12 protein-coding genes, 1 tRNA gene and 1 pseudogene are annotated in these 19,055 nt (G+C 57.4%); 11 read left to right on the top strand and 3 right to left on the bottom strand.

All coding sequences use genetic code 11. From position 1 onward, the window contains the following. Positions 1–44: 44 nt before the first annotated feature. From BWI95_RS13885 to BWI95_RS13905, 5 genes are read left to right on the top strand one after another with little or no spacing between them, the layout of a single operon-like run. Positions 45–1,544 carry a sugar ABC transporter ATP-binding protein gene (locus BWI95_RS13885; protein WP_042713500.1) on the top strand — a complete coding sequence of 500 codons (1,500 nt, stop codon included), beginning with the start codon at positions 45–47 and terminating at the stop codon, positions 1,542–1,544. Then, positions 1,537–2,523, top strand: a complete 987-nt coding sequence (locus BWI95_RS13890; RefSeq protein WP_023481635.1) for an ABC transporter permease — start codon at positions 1,537–1,539, stop codon at positions 2,521–2,523. The genes BWI95_RS13885 and BWI95_RS13890 overlap by 8 nt, the downstream gene beginning before the upstream one ends. Position 2,524: 1 nt before the next feature. Beyond that, complete coding sequence (locus BWI95_RS13895) at positions 2,525–3,478, top strand: ABC transporter permease (RefSeq protein ID WP_023481569.1); 954 nt, start codon at positions 2,525–2,527, stop codon at positions 3,476–3,478. Positions 3,479–3,494: 16 nt separating this feature from the next. Then, a complete protein-coding gene (locus tag BWI95_RS13900) occupies positions 3,495–5,132 on the top strand; it encodes an FGGY-family carbohydrate kinase (protein WP_076769665.1) in 1,638 nt (545 codons plus the stop codon). Positions 5,133–5,182: 50 nt separating this feature from the next. Beyond that, positions 5,183–5,731 (top strand): SIS domain-containing protein, encoded by a 549-nt coding sequence (locus BWI95_RS13905; RefSeq protein ID WP_369811750.1) that lies wholly within the window; start codon positions 5,183–5,185, stop codon positions 5,729–5,731. A 229-nt stretch (positions 5,732–5,960) separates the two neighbouring features. Here the strand turns inward: BWI95_RS13905 and putA are convergent, their stop codons facing one another. Further along, complete coding sequence (gene putA / locus BWI95_RS13910) at positions 5,961–9,923, bottom strand: trifunctional transcriptional regulator/proline dehydrogenase/L-glutamate gamma-semialdehyde dehydrogenase (RefSeq protein ID WP_076769666.1); 3,963 nt, start codon at positions 9,921–9,923, stop codon at positions 5,961–5,963. A gap of 418 nt (positions 9,924–10,341) precedes the next feature. Here putA and putP point away from each other — a divergent pair, with 418 nt between their 5' ends. Continuing rightward, positions 10,342–11,850 carry a sodium/proline symporter PutP gene (gene putP, locus BWI95_RS13915; RefSeq protein WP_023481708.1) on the top strand — a complete coding sequence of 503 codons (1,509 nt, stop codon included), beginning with the start codon at positions 10,342–10,344 and terminating at the stop codon, positions 11,848–11,850. Positions 11,851–11,949: 99 nt separating this feature from the next. Continuing rightward, on the top strand, positions 11,950–12,378 hold the full coding sequence (locus BWI95_RS13920; protein ID WP_054803135.1) for a DUF3574 domain-containing protein: 429 nt from the start codon (positions 11,950–11,952) through the stop codon (positions 12,376–12,378). A gap of 39 nt (positions 12,379–12,417) precedes the next feature. Here BWI95_RS13920 and BWI95_RS13925 read toward each other — a convergent pair whose 3' ends face one another. Beyond that, positions 12,418–13,602: a NupC/NupG family nucleoside CNT transporter gene (locus BWI95_RS13925; RefSeq protein WP_042713519.1), complete on the bottom strand. Its 1,185-nt coding sequence runs from the start codon at positions 13,600–13,602 to the stop codon at positions 12,418–12,420. Positions 13,603–13,883: 281 nt separating this feature from the next. On the opposite strand from BWI95_RS13925, the gene efeU reads away from it, so the two are divergent. The 4 genes and pseudogenes from efeU to phoH all read left to right on the top strand — a co-directional run bounded on the left by efeU (position 13,884) and on the right by phoH (position 18,502). Then, the gene (efeU, locus tag BWI95_RS13930; protein WP_042713521.1) at positions 13,884–14,717 is read left to right on the top strand and encodes an iron uptake transporter permease EfeU; all 834 of its coding nucleotides are present in this window, start codon (positions 13,884–13,886) and stop codon (positions 14,715–14,717) included. Positions 14,718–14,766: 49 nt separating this feature from the next. Further along, positions 14,767–15,894 carry an iron uptake system protein EfeO gene (gene efeO, locus BWI95_RS13935; RefSeq protein ID WP_054803136.1) on the top strand — a complete coding sequence of 376 codons (1,128 nt, stop codon included), beginning with the start codon at positions 14,767–14,769 and terminating at the stop codon, positions 15,892–15,894. 2 nt (positions 15,895–15,896) lie between these two features. Beyond that, entirely contained in the window at positions 15,897–17,180 is a 1,284-nt protein-coding gene (gene efeB, locus BWI95_RS13940; RefSeq protein WP_054803137.1) for an iron uptake transporter deferrochelatase/peroxidase subunit, read from the top strand. Between the two features lie 534 nt (positions 17,181–17,714). Then, positions 17,715–18,502 (top strand): annotated as a pseudogene (phoH, locus tag BWI95_RS13950) (phosphate starvation-inducible protein PhoH). A gap of 432 nt (positions 18,503–18,934) precedes the next feature. Here phoH and BWI95_RS13955 read toward each other — a convergent pair. Continuing rightward, a tRNA-Ser gene (locus BWI95_RS13955) sits at positions 18,935–19,022 on the bottom strand. Between the last annotated feature and the right edge of the window lie 33 nt (positions 19,023–19,055).

The raw sequence follows: 19,055 nt of genomic DNA on the forward strand, positions 1-19,055 counted from the left end.
TTTCATCCTCGCGTCCTTCACGGGCGCTGGCAGAGGTATTGTCGATGACCGACCCCACCGCATTTATCACTCTTGAGAATATCAGCAAGCAATTCCCGGGCGTGCTGGCGCTGGATAAGGTGAATTTAACCCTCAAAAAAGGCGAAGTTCACTGCCTGGCAGGGCAAAACGGCTGCGGGAAAAGCACCATCATCAAAGTGATTTCCGGCGTCTATCACCCGGAAAAAGGCGGCAGCATTGAGCTGGATGGCAAGCTCTTTCATCAGCTGTCGCCGCAGCTCTCCGCCCATTACGGCATTCAGGTAATCTACCAGGATCTCTCGTTATTCCCCAATTTCAGCGTGGCGGAAAATATCGCCCTGCATCGCTACCTGCCCGGTGGCGACATCTGGGTGCGCCGCGGCGCGATGCGCAAACAGGCGCTGGCCGCGATGGCGCGCATCGGCGTGCGCCTCGACCCGGATAAAAAGGTCGAAAAACTCTCCATCGCCGACCGCCAATTGGTGGCGATCTGCCGCGCGATTGCCGCCGAAGCCCGGCTGGTGATCATGGATGAGCCGACCGCATCTTTAACCCGTCAGGAAGTGAATGGGCTGCTGCGCGTGGTCAATGAACTGAAAGCCGCCGGTATCTGCGTCGTGTTTGTCAGCCACCGCCTCGATGAGGTGATGGAAGTGGCGGATCGCATCAGCGTGATGCGCGACGGCAAGCTGGTCGGCACCTGGCCCGCCAGCGAGCTCGATAGCCACGAACTGGCCTATCTGATGACCGGGCAGCGTTTCCACTACAGCCCGCTGCCGGAAAAACCACCGGTCGACCAGCCGCCGATGCTGGAGCTGCGCCACTTAAGCCGTAAAGGAAAATACCGCGATATCAATCTGTCGTTGCGCAGCGGCGAGATCGTCTCGATTGTCGGGCTGCTGGGCTCCGGGCGCACCGAGCTCTGCATGAGCCTGTTTGGCATGACCCGACCTGAAGATGGCGAGATCCGCATCAATGATAAGCCGGTAAAAATGCGTAATAACCACGACGCCATTCGCCACGGCATCGGCTATGTCTCGGAAGATCGCTTAACCCAGGGGCTGATTATGGAGCAGTCGATCTATGACAACACCATTGTCACCGTCTTCGACAAGCTCCACACCCGCAGCGGCTTGCTCGACCACGCCAAAGCCGGGCAGCTGGTAAAGGATCTTATTGGTAACCTGAATATCAAAGTCTCCGACCCGCAGCTGCCGGTGAAAACCCTCTCTGGCGGCAATGCCCAGCGTATTGCTATCGCGAAATGGGTCGCCACGCAGCCGCGGATCCTGATCCTCGACTCGCCAACGGTTGGTGTTGATATTGCCAACAAAGAGGGTATCTATCAGATCGCCCGCCAGCTGGCAGAGCAGGGAATGGCAGTCTTGATGATTTGTGATGAAATCCCGGAAGCCTATTACAACAGCCACCGCGTGCTGGTGATGCGCCGGGGTGAACTGGTCGCGGAGTTCAATCCGCACCGCTGTAGCGAAGAGGAGATCGCGGAGGTGGTCAATGCGTAACTCGCTCGCCCGCTTGATTGGGCAACATGAGTTCTGGCTTGGCGTGCTGGTAGTAGCGCTGGCGGTCGGCCTGACGATCCGCACCGATGAGTTTTTCACCCTCGGCAATTTAACGGATGTCGCTACCAGTTATGCGATCCTTGGCATTCTGGCCTGCGGGCTGTTTGTGGTGCTGATCTCTGGCGGTATCGACATCTCCTTCCCGGCGATGACGGCGATTGCGCAATATGCGATGGCCAGTTGGGTGATTGCCCACGGCGGCAACTTTGTGCTCGCGCTGGCGTTAGCGATGGCGGTCGGTTTGCTGCTCGGCTTGATCAACGGCTTCCTCGTCTACTGGCTGCGCGTGCCGGCCATCATCATCACCATTGCCACCCTGAACCTCTTTTACGGCCTGCTGGTCTACGCCACCAAAGGCACCTGGCTGTATGGCTTCCCGGACTGGTTTATGAACGGCATTAGCTGGTTCACCTTTACCGGCGCGGATGGCTATGACTACGGCCTCACCCTGCCGCTTATCTGCCTTGGCGCGACGATTATTTTTACCGCCGTGCTGATGAACTACACCCGTCTGGGACGGCAGATCTACGCCATGGGCGGCAACCGCGATGCGGCGTCGCGTCTCGGGCTGAACCTGCTGAAGCTGCACTTCTATGTCTACGGCTATATGGGCATTCTGGCGGGCGTTGCGGCGGTGGTGCAGGCGCAGATCACCCAATCGGTGGCACCCAACTCACTGTTTGGTTATGAGCTGACGGTGCTGGCGGCAGTGGTGCTGGGCGGAACCAGCATGTCCGGCGGACGCGGCACCTTGATTGGTACGCTGCTGGGGGTGATTCTGCTCGCCTTCCTGCAGAACGGCTTAACGCTGCTTGGCGTCTCCTCTTACTGGCACACGGTCTTTAGCGGCGCGATCATTCTGGTCAGTATCAGCGCCACCGCGTGGCATGAAAAACGCAAACTCGCAAGGGAGCTATAAGATGAAATCCATCGTCCGAATTCTGCCCGGTGATGCCATCATCCGCTTGCAGTGCGTGATTATTGTCGTCGTCGCGCTGATCTTCTCTTTCCTGCTTGGCGGGCGCTTTTTCAGCGTCGCTAACTTCCAGTCCATCGGATCGCAGCTGCCGATCCTCGGCATGCTGGCGCTCGGTATGGGGATAACCATGCTCACCGGCGGCATCAACCTGTCGATCATTGCTGGGGCCAACGCCTGTTCACTGGTGATGGCGGCGGTGATTGTGATGCACCCGGATAATCCACTCTTCCTGGCGTTAGCCCTGTTTGCCGGGCTGCTGACGGCGGTGGCGATTGGCGTGCTGAACGGCACCTTAGTTGCCTGGGTGGGCGTCTCGCCGATCCTCGCTACCCTCGGCACTATGACGCTTATCTCCGGGCTCAATATTCTGCTCTCTAACGGCACGGTGATCTCCGGTTTCCCGGCGGCGATCCAGTACCTCGGTAACGCCACGATTGTTGGTATTCCGGTGGCACTGCTGCTCTTTTTAGTGGTGGCATTACTGCTGTGGGTGCTGCTGGAGCACACCACGCTCGGGCGCAGCCTCTACCTGGTGGGCTCGAACGAACAGGCAACGCGCTACAGCGGTGTCAACACCGTGCGCGTGCAGATTGCGGTGTATGTCATCTCCGCGCTGCTCGGCTGGGTTGCCGCCATTCTGATGATGGCGAAATTTAACTCCGCGAAAGCGGGGTATGGCGAATCCTATCTTCTGGTAACCATTCTGGCCTCGGTGCTCGGCGGCATTAACCCGGACGGCGGCTTCGGTCGCGTGCTCGGGCTGGTGCTGGCGCTGGTGGTGCTGCAGATGCTGGAAAGTGGCTTTAATTTATTAGGTATCAGCAGTTATCTGACGATGGCGCTCTGGGGCGCGGTGCTGATCCTCTTTATCGCATTACAGAATCGTAAAGCCTGATTTCGGGAGAAAAAAAATGGCGAGCTACTTTATTGGTGTGGATGTAGGGACCGGCAGCGCCCGCGCGGGCATCTTTGACCTGACGGGCCGCATGGTCAGCCAGGCCAGCAGGAGCATTGAGATCTATCGCCCGCAGGCTGATTTCGTCGAGCAATCCTCCGACAACATCTGGCAGGCGGTGTGTAACGCCGTGCGCGATGCCATCAATCAGGCTGATATCAACCCGATTCAGGTCAAAGGGCTGGGCTTCGACGCCACCTGTTCGCTGGTAGTGCTGGATAAACAGGGCAACCCGCTGACCATCAGCCCCTCCGGGCGCAGCGAACAGAACATTATCGTGTGGATGGATCACCGCGCCATTGCGCAGGCGGATCGCATCAACGCCACCCATCACCGGGTGCTGGATTACGTCGGCGGCATTATCTCCCCGGAGATGCAGACGCCAAAACTGCTGTGGCTGAAACAGCACATGCCAAACACCTGGGCGAACGCGGGCTTCTTCTTCGATCTCCCCGATTTTCTGACCTGGCGCGCCACCGGCGATGACACCCGTTCGCTCTGCTCGACGGTGTGTAAATGGACCTATATGGGCCATGAAGATAAGTGGGATACCAGCTACTTCCGCCAGATTGGCCTTGAAGATCTGCTCGAACATGATGCGGAGAAAATTGGCCGCTACGTGAAAACGATGGGCGAACCGCTTGGTCGCGGGCTGTCGCAGCGCGCTGCTACCGAGATGGGGCTGATGCCGGGCACGGCGGTCAGCGTGTCGATTATCGATGCTCACGCCGGTACGCTGGGCACGCTTGGTGCCAGCGGTCCATCGGGTGAGGTGGCGGATTTTGACCGTCGCGTTGCGCTGATTGGCGGCACCTCCACCGGGCATATGGCGATTTCACCGCAGGCGCGCTTTATCGGCGGCGTCTGGGGGCCCTACTACTCAGCGGTGCTGCCGGGCTACTGGCTGAACGAGGGTGGGCAGTCGGCAACCGGGGCGCTGATCGACCACGTCATTCAGTCTCACCCCTGTTACGACACGCTGCTCGCGCAGGCTAAAACCCAGGGGCAGACCATTTATGAAGTGCTGAATGCGCTGCTGCGTAAAATGGCCGGCGAGCCGGAGAATATTGCCTTTCTGACCCGCGATATTCATATCCTGCCGTACTTCCACGGCAACCGCTCCCCGCGCGCTAACCCTACGCTGACCGGCGTGATTAGCGGGCTGAAACTGTCGCGCACGCCGGAAGATATGGCGCTGCACTACCTGGCAACTATTCAGGCTATCGCCCTCGGTACGCGGCATATTATCGAAACCATGAATCAAAGCGGTTACAGCATTGATACGGTAATGGCGAGCGGCGGCGGCACCAAAAATCCGATCTTTGTGCAGGAGCACGCCAATGCCACCGGCTGCGCGATGCTGCTGCCGGAGGAGAGCGAAGCGATGCTGCTTGGCGGCGCGATGATGGGCACTATTGCGGCCGGTGTGTTTGACAGCTTCCCGGAGGCGATGTCGGCGATGAGCCGCATTGGTAAAACCGTGACGCCGCAGACTAATCGCATCAAGCTTTACTACGATCGTAAATACACCGTCTTCCATGAGATGTACGCGGATCATATGAAGTACCGCGCGTTGATGCAGGAGGAGGCATGAGCGAAAGCTGGCAGCAGGCGTGCGATGCCTGGCGCATCTACAGCGAAGAGATGGCGGCGCTGAGCCGCCATCTTGATCCCGCGACCTGGGCAGCGTTGATGGCTGAACTGCGCGGCTGCAAGGGAAAGATTGTTGTTACCGGCGTGGGCACCTCCGGCATTGCGGCGCGTAAAATTGCCCATATGCTGGCTTGTGTTGAGCGCCCGGCTATCTATCTGAACGCCACCGATGCCGCGCACGGCGATCTCGGTTTTGTTGGGCCAGACGATCTGGTGATTATGCTTTCACGCGGCGGCAACTCGGAGGAGTTAACGCGGCTGCTGCCGGGCCTGGCGATGAAAGATACGCCGATCCTCTGCGTGACGGAAAACCCCGCCTCGGCGATAGCGCTGGCATCAAGGCTTGTGATCTCCACCGGCGTGCAGCGCGAGATCGATCCGCTCAATATGTTGGCCACCACTTCCATCGTGCTGGTGCTGGCGATTTTTGATGCCGCCTGCGCCTGCCTGATGAGCGAAAGCGGGTACTCGAAAGAGACATTACTCGCCGTGCACCCCGGCGGTGATGTCGGTTTAACCCTACGAAAAAAAGCGCCGTAAGGCGCTTTTTTATTACAACAATGTTGTCACTCTTGGCGCTTTGCCGGATGGCGGCGAACGCCTTATCCGGCCTACAAATATGGTTCAAACTCCACACCGTAGGCCCGATAAGCGCAGCGCCATCGGGCATGTTGCCGGATGGCGGCTGAGGCCTTATCCGGCCTACAAATACGGTTCAAATCCACACCGTAGGCCCGATAAGCGCAGCGCCATCGGGCATTTCACCGATTTAACCAATCGTCATCAGGCTGGCGTTGCCACCGGCCGCTGCGGTGTTAACGCTGAGCGAGCGCTCCAGCCACAGGCGTTCGAGCAGGATATTGGTTTCACCCCGCGCAAAGCCCTGAACGGAGACGATCGCGCCATCGCGTGCTGCAACGCTTTCGCACAGATGCACCAACTGATCGGAGTCGCCGTGGAAGATCACCGCGTCAAACGGCTGCGCCATCAGGCTTTCCGCTTTGGCGAATGTGATCCGCTGGCTGACGGTTTCCGGCAACTGCTTAGCCAGATCGCGATGCAGCGTGTCGTCCTGCCACAGCGCCTGGCTTCCGGAGGCCAGCACGGCGGCAAGCTGCACCAGCGCATCCTGCTCGTTATCGGCCACGCACAATACGCGATCGCGCGGTGCCAGCGTCCAGCTGTTGCGCTCCCCGGTTGGGCCTGGCAGCAGGCGCTGCGTACCCGCCTGCGCCAGTTCGCTGAACTGCTCGCACACCTTGTGTAACTCCGGTCTCTGCGTGGCGGCCCACGCGGTCAGCGCTGCCAGCGGCTGGGTCAGCACGGTTTTCACCTGCGCATCGAGCGGGCGCTCGGCGTCGTGACGGTTAAGCGTTTTCAGCACCGCATTCTCCGGGCGGCTGCTCAGCAGGCGATAGAGGTAGAGCGGCCCACCGGCTTTTGGCCCGGTGCCCGACAACCCTTCGCCGCCAAACGGCTGCACGCCCACCACGGCGCCGACCATATTGCGGTTCACATAGAGGTTACCCACGTGAGCATTGCCGGTGACCTGAGCGATAGTTTCATCAATACGTGTGTGTACACCCAGCGTCAGACCGTAGCCGGATGCATTAATCTGCTCCAGCAACTGATCGAGCTGGTTACGTGAATAACGCACCACGTGCAGCACCGGGCCGAAGATCTCTTTTTTCAGCTCGTCAAAGCTTTCCAGTTCGATCAGCGTTGGCGGCACAAACGTGCCGGTGCGCCACTCGCGGGCATCTTCGCTATTTTCACGCACTGCCTGGTAGACGGTGCGGCCTTTCGCCTGCATCGCCTGAATATGTTTTTCAATATTGGCTTTGGCTTCGGCATCAATCACCGGCCCAATGTCGGTGGAGAGGCGTCCCGGATTGCCCATCCGGCACTCCGCCATCGCGCCGCGCAGCATGGTCAGCGTATGGTCGGCAATATCCTCCTGCAGACAGAGCACGCGCAGCGCCGAGCAGCGCTGGCCAGCGCTGTCAAACGCCGAGGCGACCACATCAATCACCACCTGTTCCGTCAGCGCCGAGGAGTCGACAATCATCGCGTTCATACCGCCAGTTTCGGCGATAAGTGGCGTCGGACGACCCTGGGCATCCAGGCGGGTAGCGATATTGCGTTGTAACAGTGTGGCGACATCAGTCGAGCCGGTAAACATCACGCCGCGCACGCGGGCATCGCCGGTCAGCTGTGCGCCCACCGTTTCACCACGTCCTGGCAGCAGTTGCAGCACGCCTGCCGGTACGCCCGCTTCAAGCAGGATCTTCACACCTTGGGCGGCAATCAGCGGGGTTTGCTCCGCCGGTTTTGCCAGCACACTATTACCGGCCGCCAGCGCGGCGGCAATCTGCCCGGTAAAGATCGCCAGCGGGAAGTTCCACGGGCTGATACAGACCACCGGCCCAAGCGGGCGATGGGTCTCATTATCGAAATCGCTGCTGACCTGGCCTGCGTAGTAGTGCAGGAAATCGACCGCTTCACGCACTTCCGCAATTGCGTTGCTGAAGGTTTTGCCCGCTTCACGCACCAGAATACCAATCAGTGTTTGCATGTTGTCTTCCATCAGCACTGCGGCGCGCTGCAGGATGGCACCGCGCTCCTGCGGAGGCGTAGCAAACCAGATCGGCGCATGGTTCACCGCGTTCTCCAGCGCCTGGTTCACCTGCGCTTCACTCGCTTCCACCACGTAACCGACAACATCTTTTGGCTCTGCCGGGTTGATCACCGCAATCGCTTCGCCCTCCATTACCGCCTCTTCGAGCATCGGATGGGCATACCACTTCTGCGCCGCGCTATTAAGCAGGGCAGAGGAGAGGGAAGCCAGACGGTGTTCGTTCGCCAGATCGAGACCAGCCGAGTTGATGCGACCTTCGCCATAGAGTGCGCGCGGCAGGGCGATTTTCGGATGCGGCAGGCCCACCTGACCCTCCTGGGCGGCGAGTTTTTCCACTTCCGTAACCGGGTCAGCGACCAGCGCATCCAGCGGCAGGGTGTTATCCGCAATGCGGTTAACGAACGAGGTGTTGGCACCGTTTTCCAGCAGACGGCGCACCAGGTAGGCCAGCAGGGTTTCATGGGTGCCGACCGGGGCATAAATACGACAAGGACGGTTGAGCTTACCATCGGCGACTTTACCGACCACCTGCTCATAGAGCGGTTCGCCCATACCGTGCAGGCACTGGAACTCATACTGACCCGGATAGTAGTTTTGCCCGGCCAACTGGTAGATCGCTGCCAGCGTGTGGGCGTTATGGGTGGCGAACTGCGGATAGATCAGGTTCGGTACCGCCAGCAGTTTTTTCGCGCAGGCGAGATAAGAGACATCGGTGTAGACCTTACGGGTATAGACCGGGTAGCCCTCAAGGCCTTCCATCTGCGCACGCTTAATTTCGCTGTCCCAGTAGGCACCTTTCACCAGGCGGATCATCAGGCGGCGACGGCTGCGGGTTGCCAGCTCAATCAGGTAATCAATCACAAACGGGCAGCGCTTCTGGTAGGCCTGGATCACAAAGCCGATGCCGTTCCAGCCCGCCAGTTCTGGCTCGAAGCAGAGTTTTTCCAGCAGATCGAGGGAGATCTCCAGCCGGTCGGCCTCTTCAGCATCGATATTGATACCGATATCGTACTGACGCGCCAGCAGGGTTAAGGATTTCAGCCGTGGATAGAGTTCGTCCATCACGCGGTCGTACTGCGCGCGGCTGTAGCGCGGATGCAGGGCGGAAAGCTTGATGGAGATGCCCGGCCCTTCATAGATGCCGCGTCCGTTCGAGGCTTTACCAATGGCGTGGATTGCCTGCTGGTAAGAGACCATATAGGCCTGCGCATCGGCGGCGGTCAGCGCTGCTTCGCCGAGCATATCGTAGGAGTAACGGAACCCTTTCTCTTCAAGCTTACGGGCGTTGGCCAGCGCTTCAGCGATGGTCTCGCCGGTAACAAACTGCTCGCCCATCAGCCGCATCGCCATATCGACCCCTTTACGGATCAGCGGCTCGCCGCTCTTGCCGATAATGCGGTTCAGCGAACTGGAGAGATTGGCTTCGTTATGGGTTGAGACCAGGCGGCCGGTAAACAGCAGGCCCCAAGTGGCGGCGTTCACAAACAGTGAGGCGCTGCGGCCAATATGGGACTGCCAGTTACCGTTACTGATTTTGTCGCGGATCAGCGCATCGCGCGTCGCTTTATCAGGAATACGCAGCAGCGCTTCGGCGAGGCACATTAGCGCTACGCCCTCCTGCGAGGAGAGGGAGAACTCTTGCAACAGGCTCTGCACCATGCCCGCGCGGCCGGTCGCGGTTTTCTGATTACGCAATTTTTCTGCCAGCTGGTACGCCAGCTTATGGGCACTCTCGGCCACCGGCTGCGGCAGACGCGCCTGCTCAAGCAGCATCGGCACGGCATCGGTTTCCGACCAGCGCCAGGCGCTGGTGATCGCGGCGCGGGAGACCGACTGCGGCAGGATCTGCTCGGCAAAGTCGAGGAACGGCTGCGGGCTTTCATCAATTACCGCGCTGGCCTCCTCTTCCTGCACGCTATGCGCCTGGGCGCCAGCAAGCTCAGGTAATCCTTCGCTGCTCTCCAGCTTTTCGAGGAAATTAAAAATCGCTTGTTTAATTAACCAGTGCGGCGTGCGGTCAATGGTCGCTGCGGCAGCTTTAATCCTTTCGCGCGTGGCGTCGTCAAGCTTGACCCCCATGGTGGTGGTGCCCATGCGTTGCTCCTGTTTATATGGTGTTTTGCACATTAGGCTGAAATATCCACCATGTTGCAACTTTGTGCAACCTTGTTAATTGTGAGCTGGCTGGCAAGGTGAGAAATGAATGAATTGTTAATTAGCTAAACAGGTAACAGGAACGATGCAATCTGCTGCAAAGCCAGGATTTATGCGGTTGCTAACACTTTTCAAAGGTGCAACCTTTAAAAATGTGATGGAGTGCAACCTATAACAAAATCCTATTCCCCGAGGCATATCTTCGATGTAAATGGTGTGTTAAATCAATTGTGAATAACGGAGGGTTCCGGCAGGATACGGGCGCTTCTAATAATACATACGCACCGTCGCTACGTTCCGGCGATGGATAAAAGCGACAAATAGACATTTGTCGACGAAGATCCTGGAGACTATTTTGATGGCAATAAGCACACCGATGATGGTGACCTTTCTTATTTATATCTTTGGCATGATCCTGATCGGTTTTATTGCCTGGCGATCAACAAAAAACTTTGATGACTATATTCTCGGCGGTCGAAGTCTCGGGCCATTAGTGACGGCGTTATCGGCCGGTGCCTCTGATATGAGCGGCTGGCTGCTGATGGGGCTGCCGGGAGCAATCTTTATCTCCGGTATCTCTGAAAGCTGGATTGCGATTGGCCTGACCGTTGGTGCCTGGGTCAACTGGAAGCTGGTGGCGGGGCGTCTGCGCGTTCACACCGAAGCGAACAATAATGCCCTGACGCTGCCGGATTACTTCACCGGGCGGTTTGAAGATAACAGCCGTCTGCTGCGCATTATCTCGGCGGTGGTAATTCTGGTCTTCTTCACCATCTACTGTGCTTCCGGCATTGTGGCGGGCGCGCGTCTGTTCGAAAGCACCTTCGGCATGAGCTACGAAACGGCGCTGTGGGCCGGTGCGGCGGCAACGATTCTGTATACCTTTATCGGCGGTTTCCTTGCGATTAGCTGGACCGACACCGTGCAGGCCAGCCTGATGATCTTCGCCTTGATCCTGACCCCGGTGATTGTGATTATCTCCGTCGGCGGTTTTGGCGATTCGCTGGAAGTGATCAAGCAGAAGAGCATTGAAAACGTCGATATGCTCAAAGGCCTCAACTTTGTCGCCATCGTCTCGCTGATGGGCTGGGGGCTGGGCTACTTCGGTCAGCCACATATTCTGGCGCGCTTTATGGCGGCCGATTCCCACCACACCATTGTGCATGCACGTCGCATCAGCATGACCTGGATGATTCTCTGCCTTGCGGGCGCGGTAGCGGTCGGTTTCTTCGGCATTGCCTACTTTGATACCAACCCGTCGCTGGCGGGCGCGGTAAACCAGAATGCCGAGCGTGTCTTTATCGAACTGGCGCAGGTGCTGTTTAACCCATGGATTGCCGGTATCCTGCTCTCGGCGATCCTCGCGGCGGTGATGTCGACCCTGAGCTGCCAGCTGCTGGTCTGCTCCAGCGCGATTACGGAAGATTTCTACAAAGCGTTCCTGCGTAAAGGCGCTAGCCAGAAAGAGCTGGTGTGGGTTGGCCGTGCGATGGTGCTGGTGGTCGCGCTGGTGGCGATTGCGCTGGCGGCAAACCCGGAAAACCGCGTGCTTGGCCTGGTAAGCTATGCGTGGGCCGGTTTCGGCGCGGCGTTTGGCCCGGTGGTGCTGCTCTCGGTGATGTGGTCACGCATGACGCGTAACGGCGCGCTGGCGGGAATGATTATTGGCGCGGTCACTGTTATCGTCTGGAAACACTTCGGCTGGCTGGGCCTGTATGAAATTATCCCTGGTTTCATCTTCGGCAGCCTCGGCATTGTGGTCTTTAGCCTGATCGGTAAAGCGCCGTCTGCCGCTATGCAGCAGCGCTTCGCAGAGGCGGATGCCCATTACCACTCTGCGCCGCCGGTTCGCGCGCAGGCGAAGTAAGCACCCTTGTTAATAAAACCCGCTGCGGCGGGTTTTTTTGTTGCTAAATCATGAGGATTACGCTGATATCTCCCGACAACTAACCGTGAGGGCAGGGGAATGAAAACAATAAAAGTGGCTATGGCATTGATGGTGGCAGGTCTGTTGGCGGGCTGTAATGCACCGGCGCAAAAGCCGCAACCAATGGCGCAACAGTGCGCACCGGCGGATCGGATGGAGCAAACGACGCTCTATTTCGGCCTTAATCGCCCGGCAGGCAAAGCGATTACCGCCGAGGAGTGGCAGCAGTTTGTCGATGGTGACGTGACGCCGCGTTTTCGTGAGGGGTTAACGGTGTTTGATGCGCGCGGTCAGTGGCTTGGCAATAATGGCAAAGTGGCGCGGGAGCCGAGTAAAGCGCTGATGCTGATCCACGCTAAAGATGCGCAAAGCGATAAAAAGATTGATGAGCTGCGCGGAGTTTATAAATCACGTTTCGCCCAGGAGTCGGTGATGCGCGTCGATCAACCGGTCTGCGTACAGTTCTGACAGACTCCCTCTCCCGCAACGGGAGAGGGAAATCACACCTTAGAGCACTACGCCCGCAAATGCCGCGGAGAGCAGGCTCACCAGCGTCGCGCCATACACCAGCCGCAGGCCGAAACGTGAAACCGCATTACCCTGCTGCTCGTTCAGCCCCTTGATGGCACCCGCGACGATGCCGATGGAGGCAAAGTTGGCGAAAGAGACCAGGAAGACGGAAAGAATGCCCAGCCCGCGCGGGCTCATCTGCGCCGCAACCTTCTGCAGTTCAATCATCGCCACAAACTCATTCGCCACCAGCTTGGTTGCCATAATGCTGCCAGCCGGGAGCGCATCACTTAGCGGGATGCCGATCAGCCACGCCAGCGGATAGAAGACGTAGCCGAGCAACTGCTGGAAACTGATGCCAAACAGCGCTGAGAAGAGGGCGTTAACGGCGCTGATCAGCGCAATAAAGCCAATCAGCATCGCCAGAATAATCATTGCTACTTTAAAACCGGCAAGGATGTATTCACCGAGCATCTCAAAGAAGCTTTGCGATTCGTGCAGCTTCTCCAGCTTAATCTCCGCCTCTTCCTGCCCGCGCGATGGGTTAATCACCGACAGGATGATAAAGGTGCTGAACATATTAAGCAGCAGCGCCGCGACCACATATTTCGCATCGAGCATCGTCATATAGGCACCGACAATCGACAGCGATACCGTCGACATTGCCGTCGCCGCCATGGTGAACATCCGGCGCGAGGAGAGATCCGCCAGAATGCCTTTATAAGCAATAAAGTTCTCCGACTGGCCGAGGATCAGCGAACTGACGGCGTTGAAGGACTCCAGCTTACCCATGCCGTTAAGCTTCGAGAGCAGCGTGCCGATCAGGCGAATAAAGATCGGCAAAATGCGCCAGTGCTGCAAAATGCCAATCAGCGCCGAGATAAATACGATAGGGCAGAGGACGCCGAGGAAGATAAACGCCAGCCCTTTTTCGCTCATGCCGCCAAAGACAAATCCGGTCCCTTCGGCGGCGAATTTCAGCAGCACTTCAAAGAAGCCGGAGACATATTTAATCAGCGTTAACCCGCTCTGGGCATGTAAAAAGAACCAGGCCAGCGCCAGTTCGATCACAATCAGTTGCAGGATGAAACGAAACGGAATGCGCTTGCGGTCAAAACTCACCAGCCAGGCCAGCGCGAGGATCACCACCAGCGCCAGCAGAAAATGTAAAAAATTGAGCATAGTTGGGCGTAGCCAGGTAAACGAAACGGGCGTTTATTTAGCCACAGGCGTGAGGGACGGTAAACAGAAAGATAATGCTTCGTTAGCTAACTTTTTTCTGCTTTTCAACGGCTTCTGCATAAGGTGAGGGAGAGAGTCGTTAGCCTGCTAGCCGGTTACATCCGGTTATCATTCTCAACATATTTTTCGCTTGAGTTTCTTCCTGCCGTAATGATAATCACTATCAATGCAATTTACCTTTCTTTGCAACCATTGACGGTGCATAACACAAAGGCGGTTCTATGTTTGTCCCATTCCTTATTATGTTGCGTGAAGGCCTGGAAGCGGCGCTGATTGTAAGCCTGATTGCCAGTTATCTTAAACGCACCCAACGTGGACGCTGGATCAGCGTGATGTGGATCGGCGTGTTTCTCGCCGCCGCGCTCTGTCTGGGCCTTGGCATCGCCATTAATGAAACCACCGGCGAGTTCCCGCAAAGAGAGCAGGAGCTGTTTGAGGGAATTGTCGCAGCGATTGCGGTGGTGATCCTCACCTGGATGGTGTTCTGGATGCGCCGCGTGTCGCGCAACGTCAAAGTGCAGCTGGAGCAGGCCGTCGATACCGCGCTCGCACGCAGCAATAACCACGGCTGGGCGCTGATCCTGATGGTCTTCTTCGCCGTCGCCCGTGAAGGGCTGGAGTCGGTCTTCTTCCTGCTGGCGGCGTTTCAACAAGATGTCGGCATCTGGCCGCCGCTCGGTGCCGTGCTTGGCCTTGCCACCGCCGTGGTGCTCGGGTTTCTGCTCTACTGGGGCGGCGTGCGCCTCAATCTCGGCGCGTTTTTCAAATGGACCAGCCTGTTTATCCTTTTTGTCGCCGCCGGTCTTGCCGCTGGGGCAATCCGCGCTTTCCACGAAGCGGGCTTGTGGAACCACTTCCAGGATGTGGCCTTTGATTTAAGCAACGTGCTGACCACCCATTCGCTGACTGGCACGCTGCTGGAGGGTATTTTTGGTTACCAGGAGACGCCAAGCGTCAGCGAAGTGGCAGTCTACTTCCTCTATTTGATCCCGGCGCTGGTGCTGTTTGTCATGCCGCCGCGCGCTGGTGCGCAGCCCTCCCGCGCTGCGCCGTAAGCCTCTATAACGATTCTTAGTTACAACACACTTATAAAAGGGAAGGGTCATGGCAATTCTTTTTCGACGTAGCGCAGTACAACTCGGGGTCGCCGCGCTGATGGCGTGCGCGTTCGGGGCACAGGCAGCGGATGTGCCGCAGGTAAAAGTGACGGTGACGGATAAGCAGTGCGAACCGATGAACCTGACGGTCAACGCCGGCAAAACGCAGTTTGTTATCCTCAACCACAGCCAGAAAGCGCTGGAGTGGGAGATCCTTAAAGGCGTGATGGTAGTTGAAGAGCGCGAAAACATCGCCCCGGGCTTCAGCCAGAAGCTCACCGCCAACCTTCAGCCGGGCGAATATGAGATGACCTGCGGCCTGTTAACTAACCCGAAAGGGAAATTAGTGGTCAAAGGTGAAGCGACGGCTGACGCGGCGAAAGGTGATGCACTGCTGAGCCTTGGCGAAGCAATCACCGCCTATAAAGCCTATGTCGTTGGCGAAACCGCGCAGCTGGTCTCCGGCACCAAAGCCTTTACCGATGCAGTGAAAGCGGGCGATATCGAAAAAGCGAAAGCGCTCTACGCGCTGACGCGCCAGCACTACGAGCGCATTGAGCCGATTGCTGAGCTCTTCTCCGATCTTGATGGCAGCATCGATGCCCGTGAAGATGATTACGAGCAGAAAGCCGCCGACCCGAAATTCACCGGTTTCCACCGCCTTGAGAAGGCGCTGTTTGGCGACAACAGCGTCAAAGACATGGCGAGCTATGCCGATAAGCTCAATCATGATGTGCTTGAACTGCAAACCCGCATCAACGAGCTGGCTTTCCCGCCGTCAAAAGTGGTGGGCGGTGCAGCCGGGCTGATTGAAGAGGTGGCAGCGAGCAAAATCAGCGGCGAAGAGGATCGTTACAGCCATACCGACCTGTGGGATTTCCAGGCCAATATCGAAGGCGCGCAGAAGATTGTCGATCTGCTGCGCCCGCAGCTGCAAAAAGAGAACAGCGCGCTGCTTGCGAAAGTGGACGCTAACTTCAAGAAAGTGAATACCATTTTAGCGAAGTACCGCACCAAAACGGGCTTTGAGACCTATGACAAGCTGACCGATGCCGATCGTAATGCGCTGAAGGGGCCAATCACCACCCTGGCGGAAGATCTGGCGCAGCTGCGCGGCGTACTTGGACTGGATTAATAATGAAGCAGCATGAAGAAAACGACGTCAGCGAACCTTCGCGGCGTCGGTTGTTAAAAGGGATGGGCGCGCTGGGTGGCGCGCTTGCTCTCGCCGGCGGTTGTCCGGTCGCCCATGCGGCAAAACCGCAAAGCGCGCCGGGAACGCTCTCGCCCGACTCGCGTATGGAAAAGCAGCCGTTTTACGGCGATCACCAGGCGGGCATCTTAACGCCGCAGCAGGCCTCGATGATGCTGGTGGCATTTGATGTGCTGGCGGCGGATAAAGCGGATCTTATCCGCCTGTTTCGCCTGCTTACCGAGCGGATTGCCTTCCTGACGGCGGGCGGCCCGGCGCCGGAGACACCAAACCCGCGACTGCCGCCGATGGATTCCGGTATTCTCGGGCCGTTTATCGCGCCGGATAACCTGACCATGACCGTCTCTGTCGGGTCTGCGCTGTTTGATGAACGATTCGGTCTTGCGGCGCAGAAACCGAAGAAGCTGCAGAAGATGATGCGTTTTCCTAACGACTCGCTCGATGCCGCGCTCTGTCATGGCGATCTGCTACTGCAGATCTGCGCGAATACGCAGGACACGGTGATCCACGCCTTGCGCGATGTGATCAAGCACACGCCGGATCTGCTCAGCGTGCGCTGGAAGCGGGAAGGGTTTATCTCCGACCACGCCGCGCGCAGCCGCGGGAAAGAGACGCCGGTAAACCTGCTCGGCTTTAAAGATGGCACCGCGAACCCCGACAGCAGCAATGCGCCGCTGATGGATGAGATTGTCTGGGTGACGGGCGATCAGGGAGAGCCAGCATGGGCAGTAGGAGGCAGCTATCAGGCGGTGCGCATTATCCAGTTCCACGTTGAGTTCTGGGATCGCACGCCGCTGAAAGAGCAGCAGACTATTTTCGGGCGCGATAAACAGAGCGGTGCGCCGCTCGGCATGCAGCATGAGCACGATGTGCCTGATTACGCCAGCGATCCCGAGGGCAAGGTTATCGCCCTCGACAGCCATATCCGCCTGGCGAACCCGCGGACGAAAGAGACGCAGGCGAACCTGATGATGCGCCGGGGCTACAGCTACTCCCTCGGCGTCACTAACTCTGGCCAGCTCGATATGGGCTTGCTGTTTGTCTGTTATCAGCACGATCTGGAGAAAGGCTTCCTGACCGTGCAAAAAAGGCTGAATGGCGAAGCGCTGGAGGAGTATATCCGGCCCATCGGCGGCGGTTTCTTCTTCGCGTTACCCGGCGTGAAGTCAACCCAGAGCTATCTTGCCCAGTCTCTGCTCGAAGCGTGAAGATCCTATCCTGCCCGTCCGGGCAGGATATTCTGTTATCTGTAGCAATTTGACATACTTTTTCTGCCATCCACGCATAATTTTAATGTATTACAAAGTATCTGTTATATTTCTGTAATATTCATCGAAGAGACTCTGTGAAACGACGCAGGGTGCGTAGCTGTTAATGCTTAGTAAAAACATTGTTGCATTGATGCTACGCTTTAGATGAGCAGTTCATTCGGTTATCCCTGCGGTGATGAAGTCTTCTGGAGATCGCGGATGGTAAAGTGCTGTAGTGGACAGACAAAACGACCTCGCAAAACCCGGCCCGGGGAGCACACCTCCGGCAACGACTTTTTCACCCCTGATTTCTCCTCCTCCTGTTTTTTAACTCCTTCTGACGATGTGGCAGACGGTTTTGCTGTTCGTTGCGCCATGTCATTTTCAAAGGCAAGCCATGGCTTACAAGGAAGCCAACCCTCAGACGTTTGTGCGCATAATCGCGTCGATTTCGATGCGTGTGATGTAAACCAACAACTCAAGGTGCTATCCATGGGAAGACAGAAAGCAGTGATCAAAGCTCGTCGTGAAGCGAAACGCGTGCTGAGACGTGATTCACGTAGCCATAAACAGCGTGAAGAAGAGTCGGTCACCTCGCTTGTGCAGATGAGTGGTGTAGAAGCAATTGGCATGGCGCGGGATTGCCGTGATAACTCTCCGATTGCTGCCCGCAATGAGGCTCAGGCGCATTATTTACATGCGATTGAGACTAAGCAGTTGATTTTCGCCACTGGCGAAGCGGGTTGTGGGAAAACGTGGATTAGCGCGGCGAAAGCTGCAGAGGCTCTGATCCATAAGGATGTGGAGCGGATTATCGTGACCCGGCCGGTCCTGCAAGCTGATGAAGATCTCGGCTTCTTACCCGGCGATATCTCGGAGAAGTTCGCACCCTATTTCCGGCCCGTCTATGACGTGCTGTTGAAACGTCTTGGTGCGTCCTTTATGCAATACTGCCTGCGCCCGGAAATTGGCAAGGTGGAGATCGCGCCGTTCGCCTATATGCGCGGACGTACGTTTGAAAATGCGGTGGTCATTCTTGACGAGGCCCAGAACGTCACCGCTGCGCAAATGAAGATGTTTTTGACGCGCCTCGGGAAAACGTGACCGTGATTGTTAACGGCGATATCACCCAGTGCGATCTGCCCTCCGGTGTTAAATCGGGGCTGAGCGATGCGCTAGCACGTTTTGAAGAGGACGAGATGATTGGTGTGGTGCGCTTTAATAAAGACGACTGCGTACGCTCCGCCCTCTGCCAGCGCACGTTGAAAGCCTACGATTAAACGGCGCGCAAGATACAGTTAGCGTTAAAACCCGGGAAACCGGGTTTTATTTTTTGTGGGGAAGGGAAGGCGTAACCACGTACGGCTGATCAGGCGCAGCGTGTAGGCCTGATAAGGCGTAGCCGCCATCAGGCAATTGGACATGGCACGATGTTGGCATGGTGAAATGTTTGGTGATGCGCGGAGTGAGATCTGCGCGTAGGCCTGATAAGGCGTAGCCGCCATCAGGCACTGGCTCCAGTGCCGATGCGTTCACCGGGGGGGGATTGACTCGCTTCGCTCGCCCTTCGGGCAGCTGACTCGCAGGCTCGTCATCTGTCCAACGTGCTGTCGCCCGTTGTCGAACCCCGGTCGGGGGTTCTCATCCCCCCTGGCGCGGAGATACATGCGAAAAAAAAGCCCGCATTTTCATGCGAGCTCTTCTTCAAATAATGGCGGTGAGGGGGGGATTCGAACCCCCGATACGTTGCCGTATACACACTTTCCAGGCGTGCTCCTTCAGCCACTCGGACACCTCACCACATTGTATTGCCACCCGCCATACAGGAGGGCA

The organism is Kosakonia cowanii JCM 10956 = DSM 18146, from assembly GCF_001975225.1.
Taxonomy (GTDB): Bacteria; Pseudomonadota; Gammaproteobacteria; order Enterobacterales; family Enterobacteriaceae; genus Kosakonia; species Kosakonia cowanii.

What these genes read in the sequence shown, in the direction of transcription:
- BWI95_RS13885 (WP_042713500.1), top strand. Translation starts at nt 45, where the DNA reads ATGACCGACCCCACCGCATTTATCACTCTTGAGAATATCAGCAAGCAA.
- BWI95_RS13890 (WP_023481635.1), top strand. Translation starts at nt 1,537, where the DNA reads ATGCGTAACTCGCTCGCCCGCTTGATTGGGCAACATGAGTTCTGGCTT.
- BWI95_RS13895 (WP_023481569.1), top strand. Translation starts at nt 2,525, where the DNA reads ATGAAATCCATCGTCCGAATTCTGCCCGGTGATGCCATCATCCGCTTG.
- BWI95_RS13900 (WP_076769665.1), top strand. Translation starts at nt 3,495, where the DNA reads ATGGCGAGCTACTTTATTGGTGTGGATGTAGGGACCGGCAGCGCCCGC.
- BWI95_RS13905 (WP_369811750.1), top strand. Translation starts at nt 5,183, where the DNA reads ATGGCGGCGCTGAGCCGCCATCTTGATCCCGCGACCTGGGCAGCGTTG.
- putA (WP_076769666.1), bottom strand. Translation starts at nt 9,923, where the DNA reads ATGGGCACCACCACCATGGGGGTCAAGCTTGACGACGCCACGCGCGAA.
- putP (WP_023481708.1), top strand. Translation starts at nt 10,342, where the DNA reads ATGGCAATAAGCACACCGATGATGGTGACCTTTCTTATTTATATCTTT.
- BWI95_RS13920 (WP_054803135.1), top strand. Translation starts at nt 11,950, where the DNA reads ATGAAAACAATAAAAGTGGCTATGGCATTGATGGTGGCAGGTCTGTTG.
- BWI95_RS13925 (WP_042713519.1), bottom strand. Translation starts at nt 13,602, where the DNA reads ATGCTCAATTTTTTACATTTTCTGCTGGCGCTGGTGGTGATCCTCGCG.
- efeU (WP_042713521.1), top strand. Translation starts at nt 13,884, where the DNA reads ATGTTTGTCCCATTCCTTATTATGTTGCGTGAAGGCCTGGAAGCGGCG.
- efeO (WP_054803136.1), top strand. Translation starts at nt 14,767, where the DNA reads ATGGCAATTCTTTTTCGACGTAGCGCAGTACAACTCGGGGTCGCCGCG.
- efeB (WP_054803137.1), top strand. Translation starts at nt 15,897, where the DNA reads ATGAAGCAGCATGAAGAAAACGACGTCAGCGAACCTTCGCGGCGTCGG.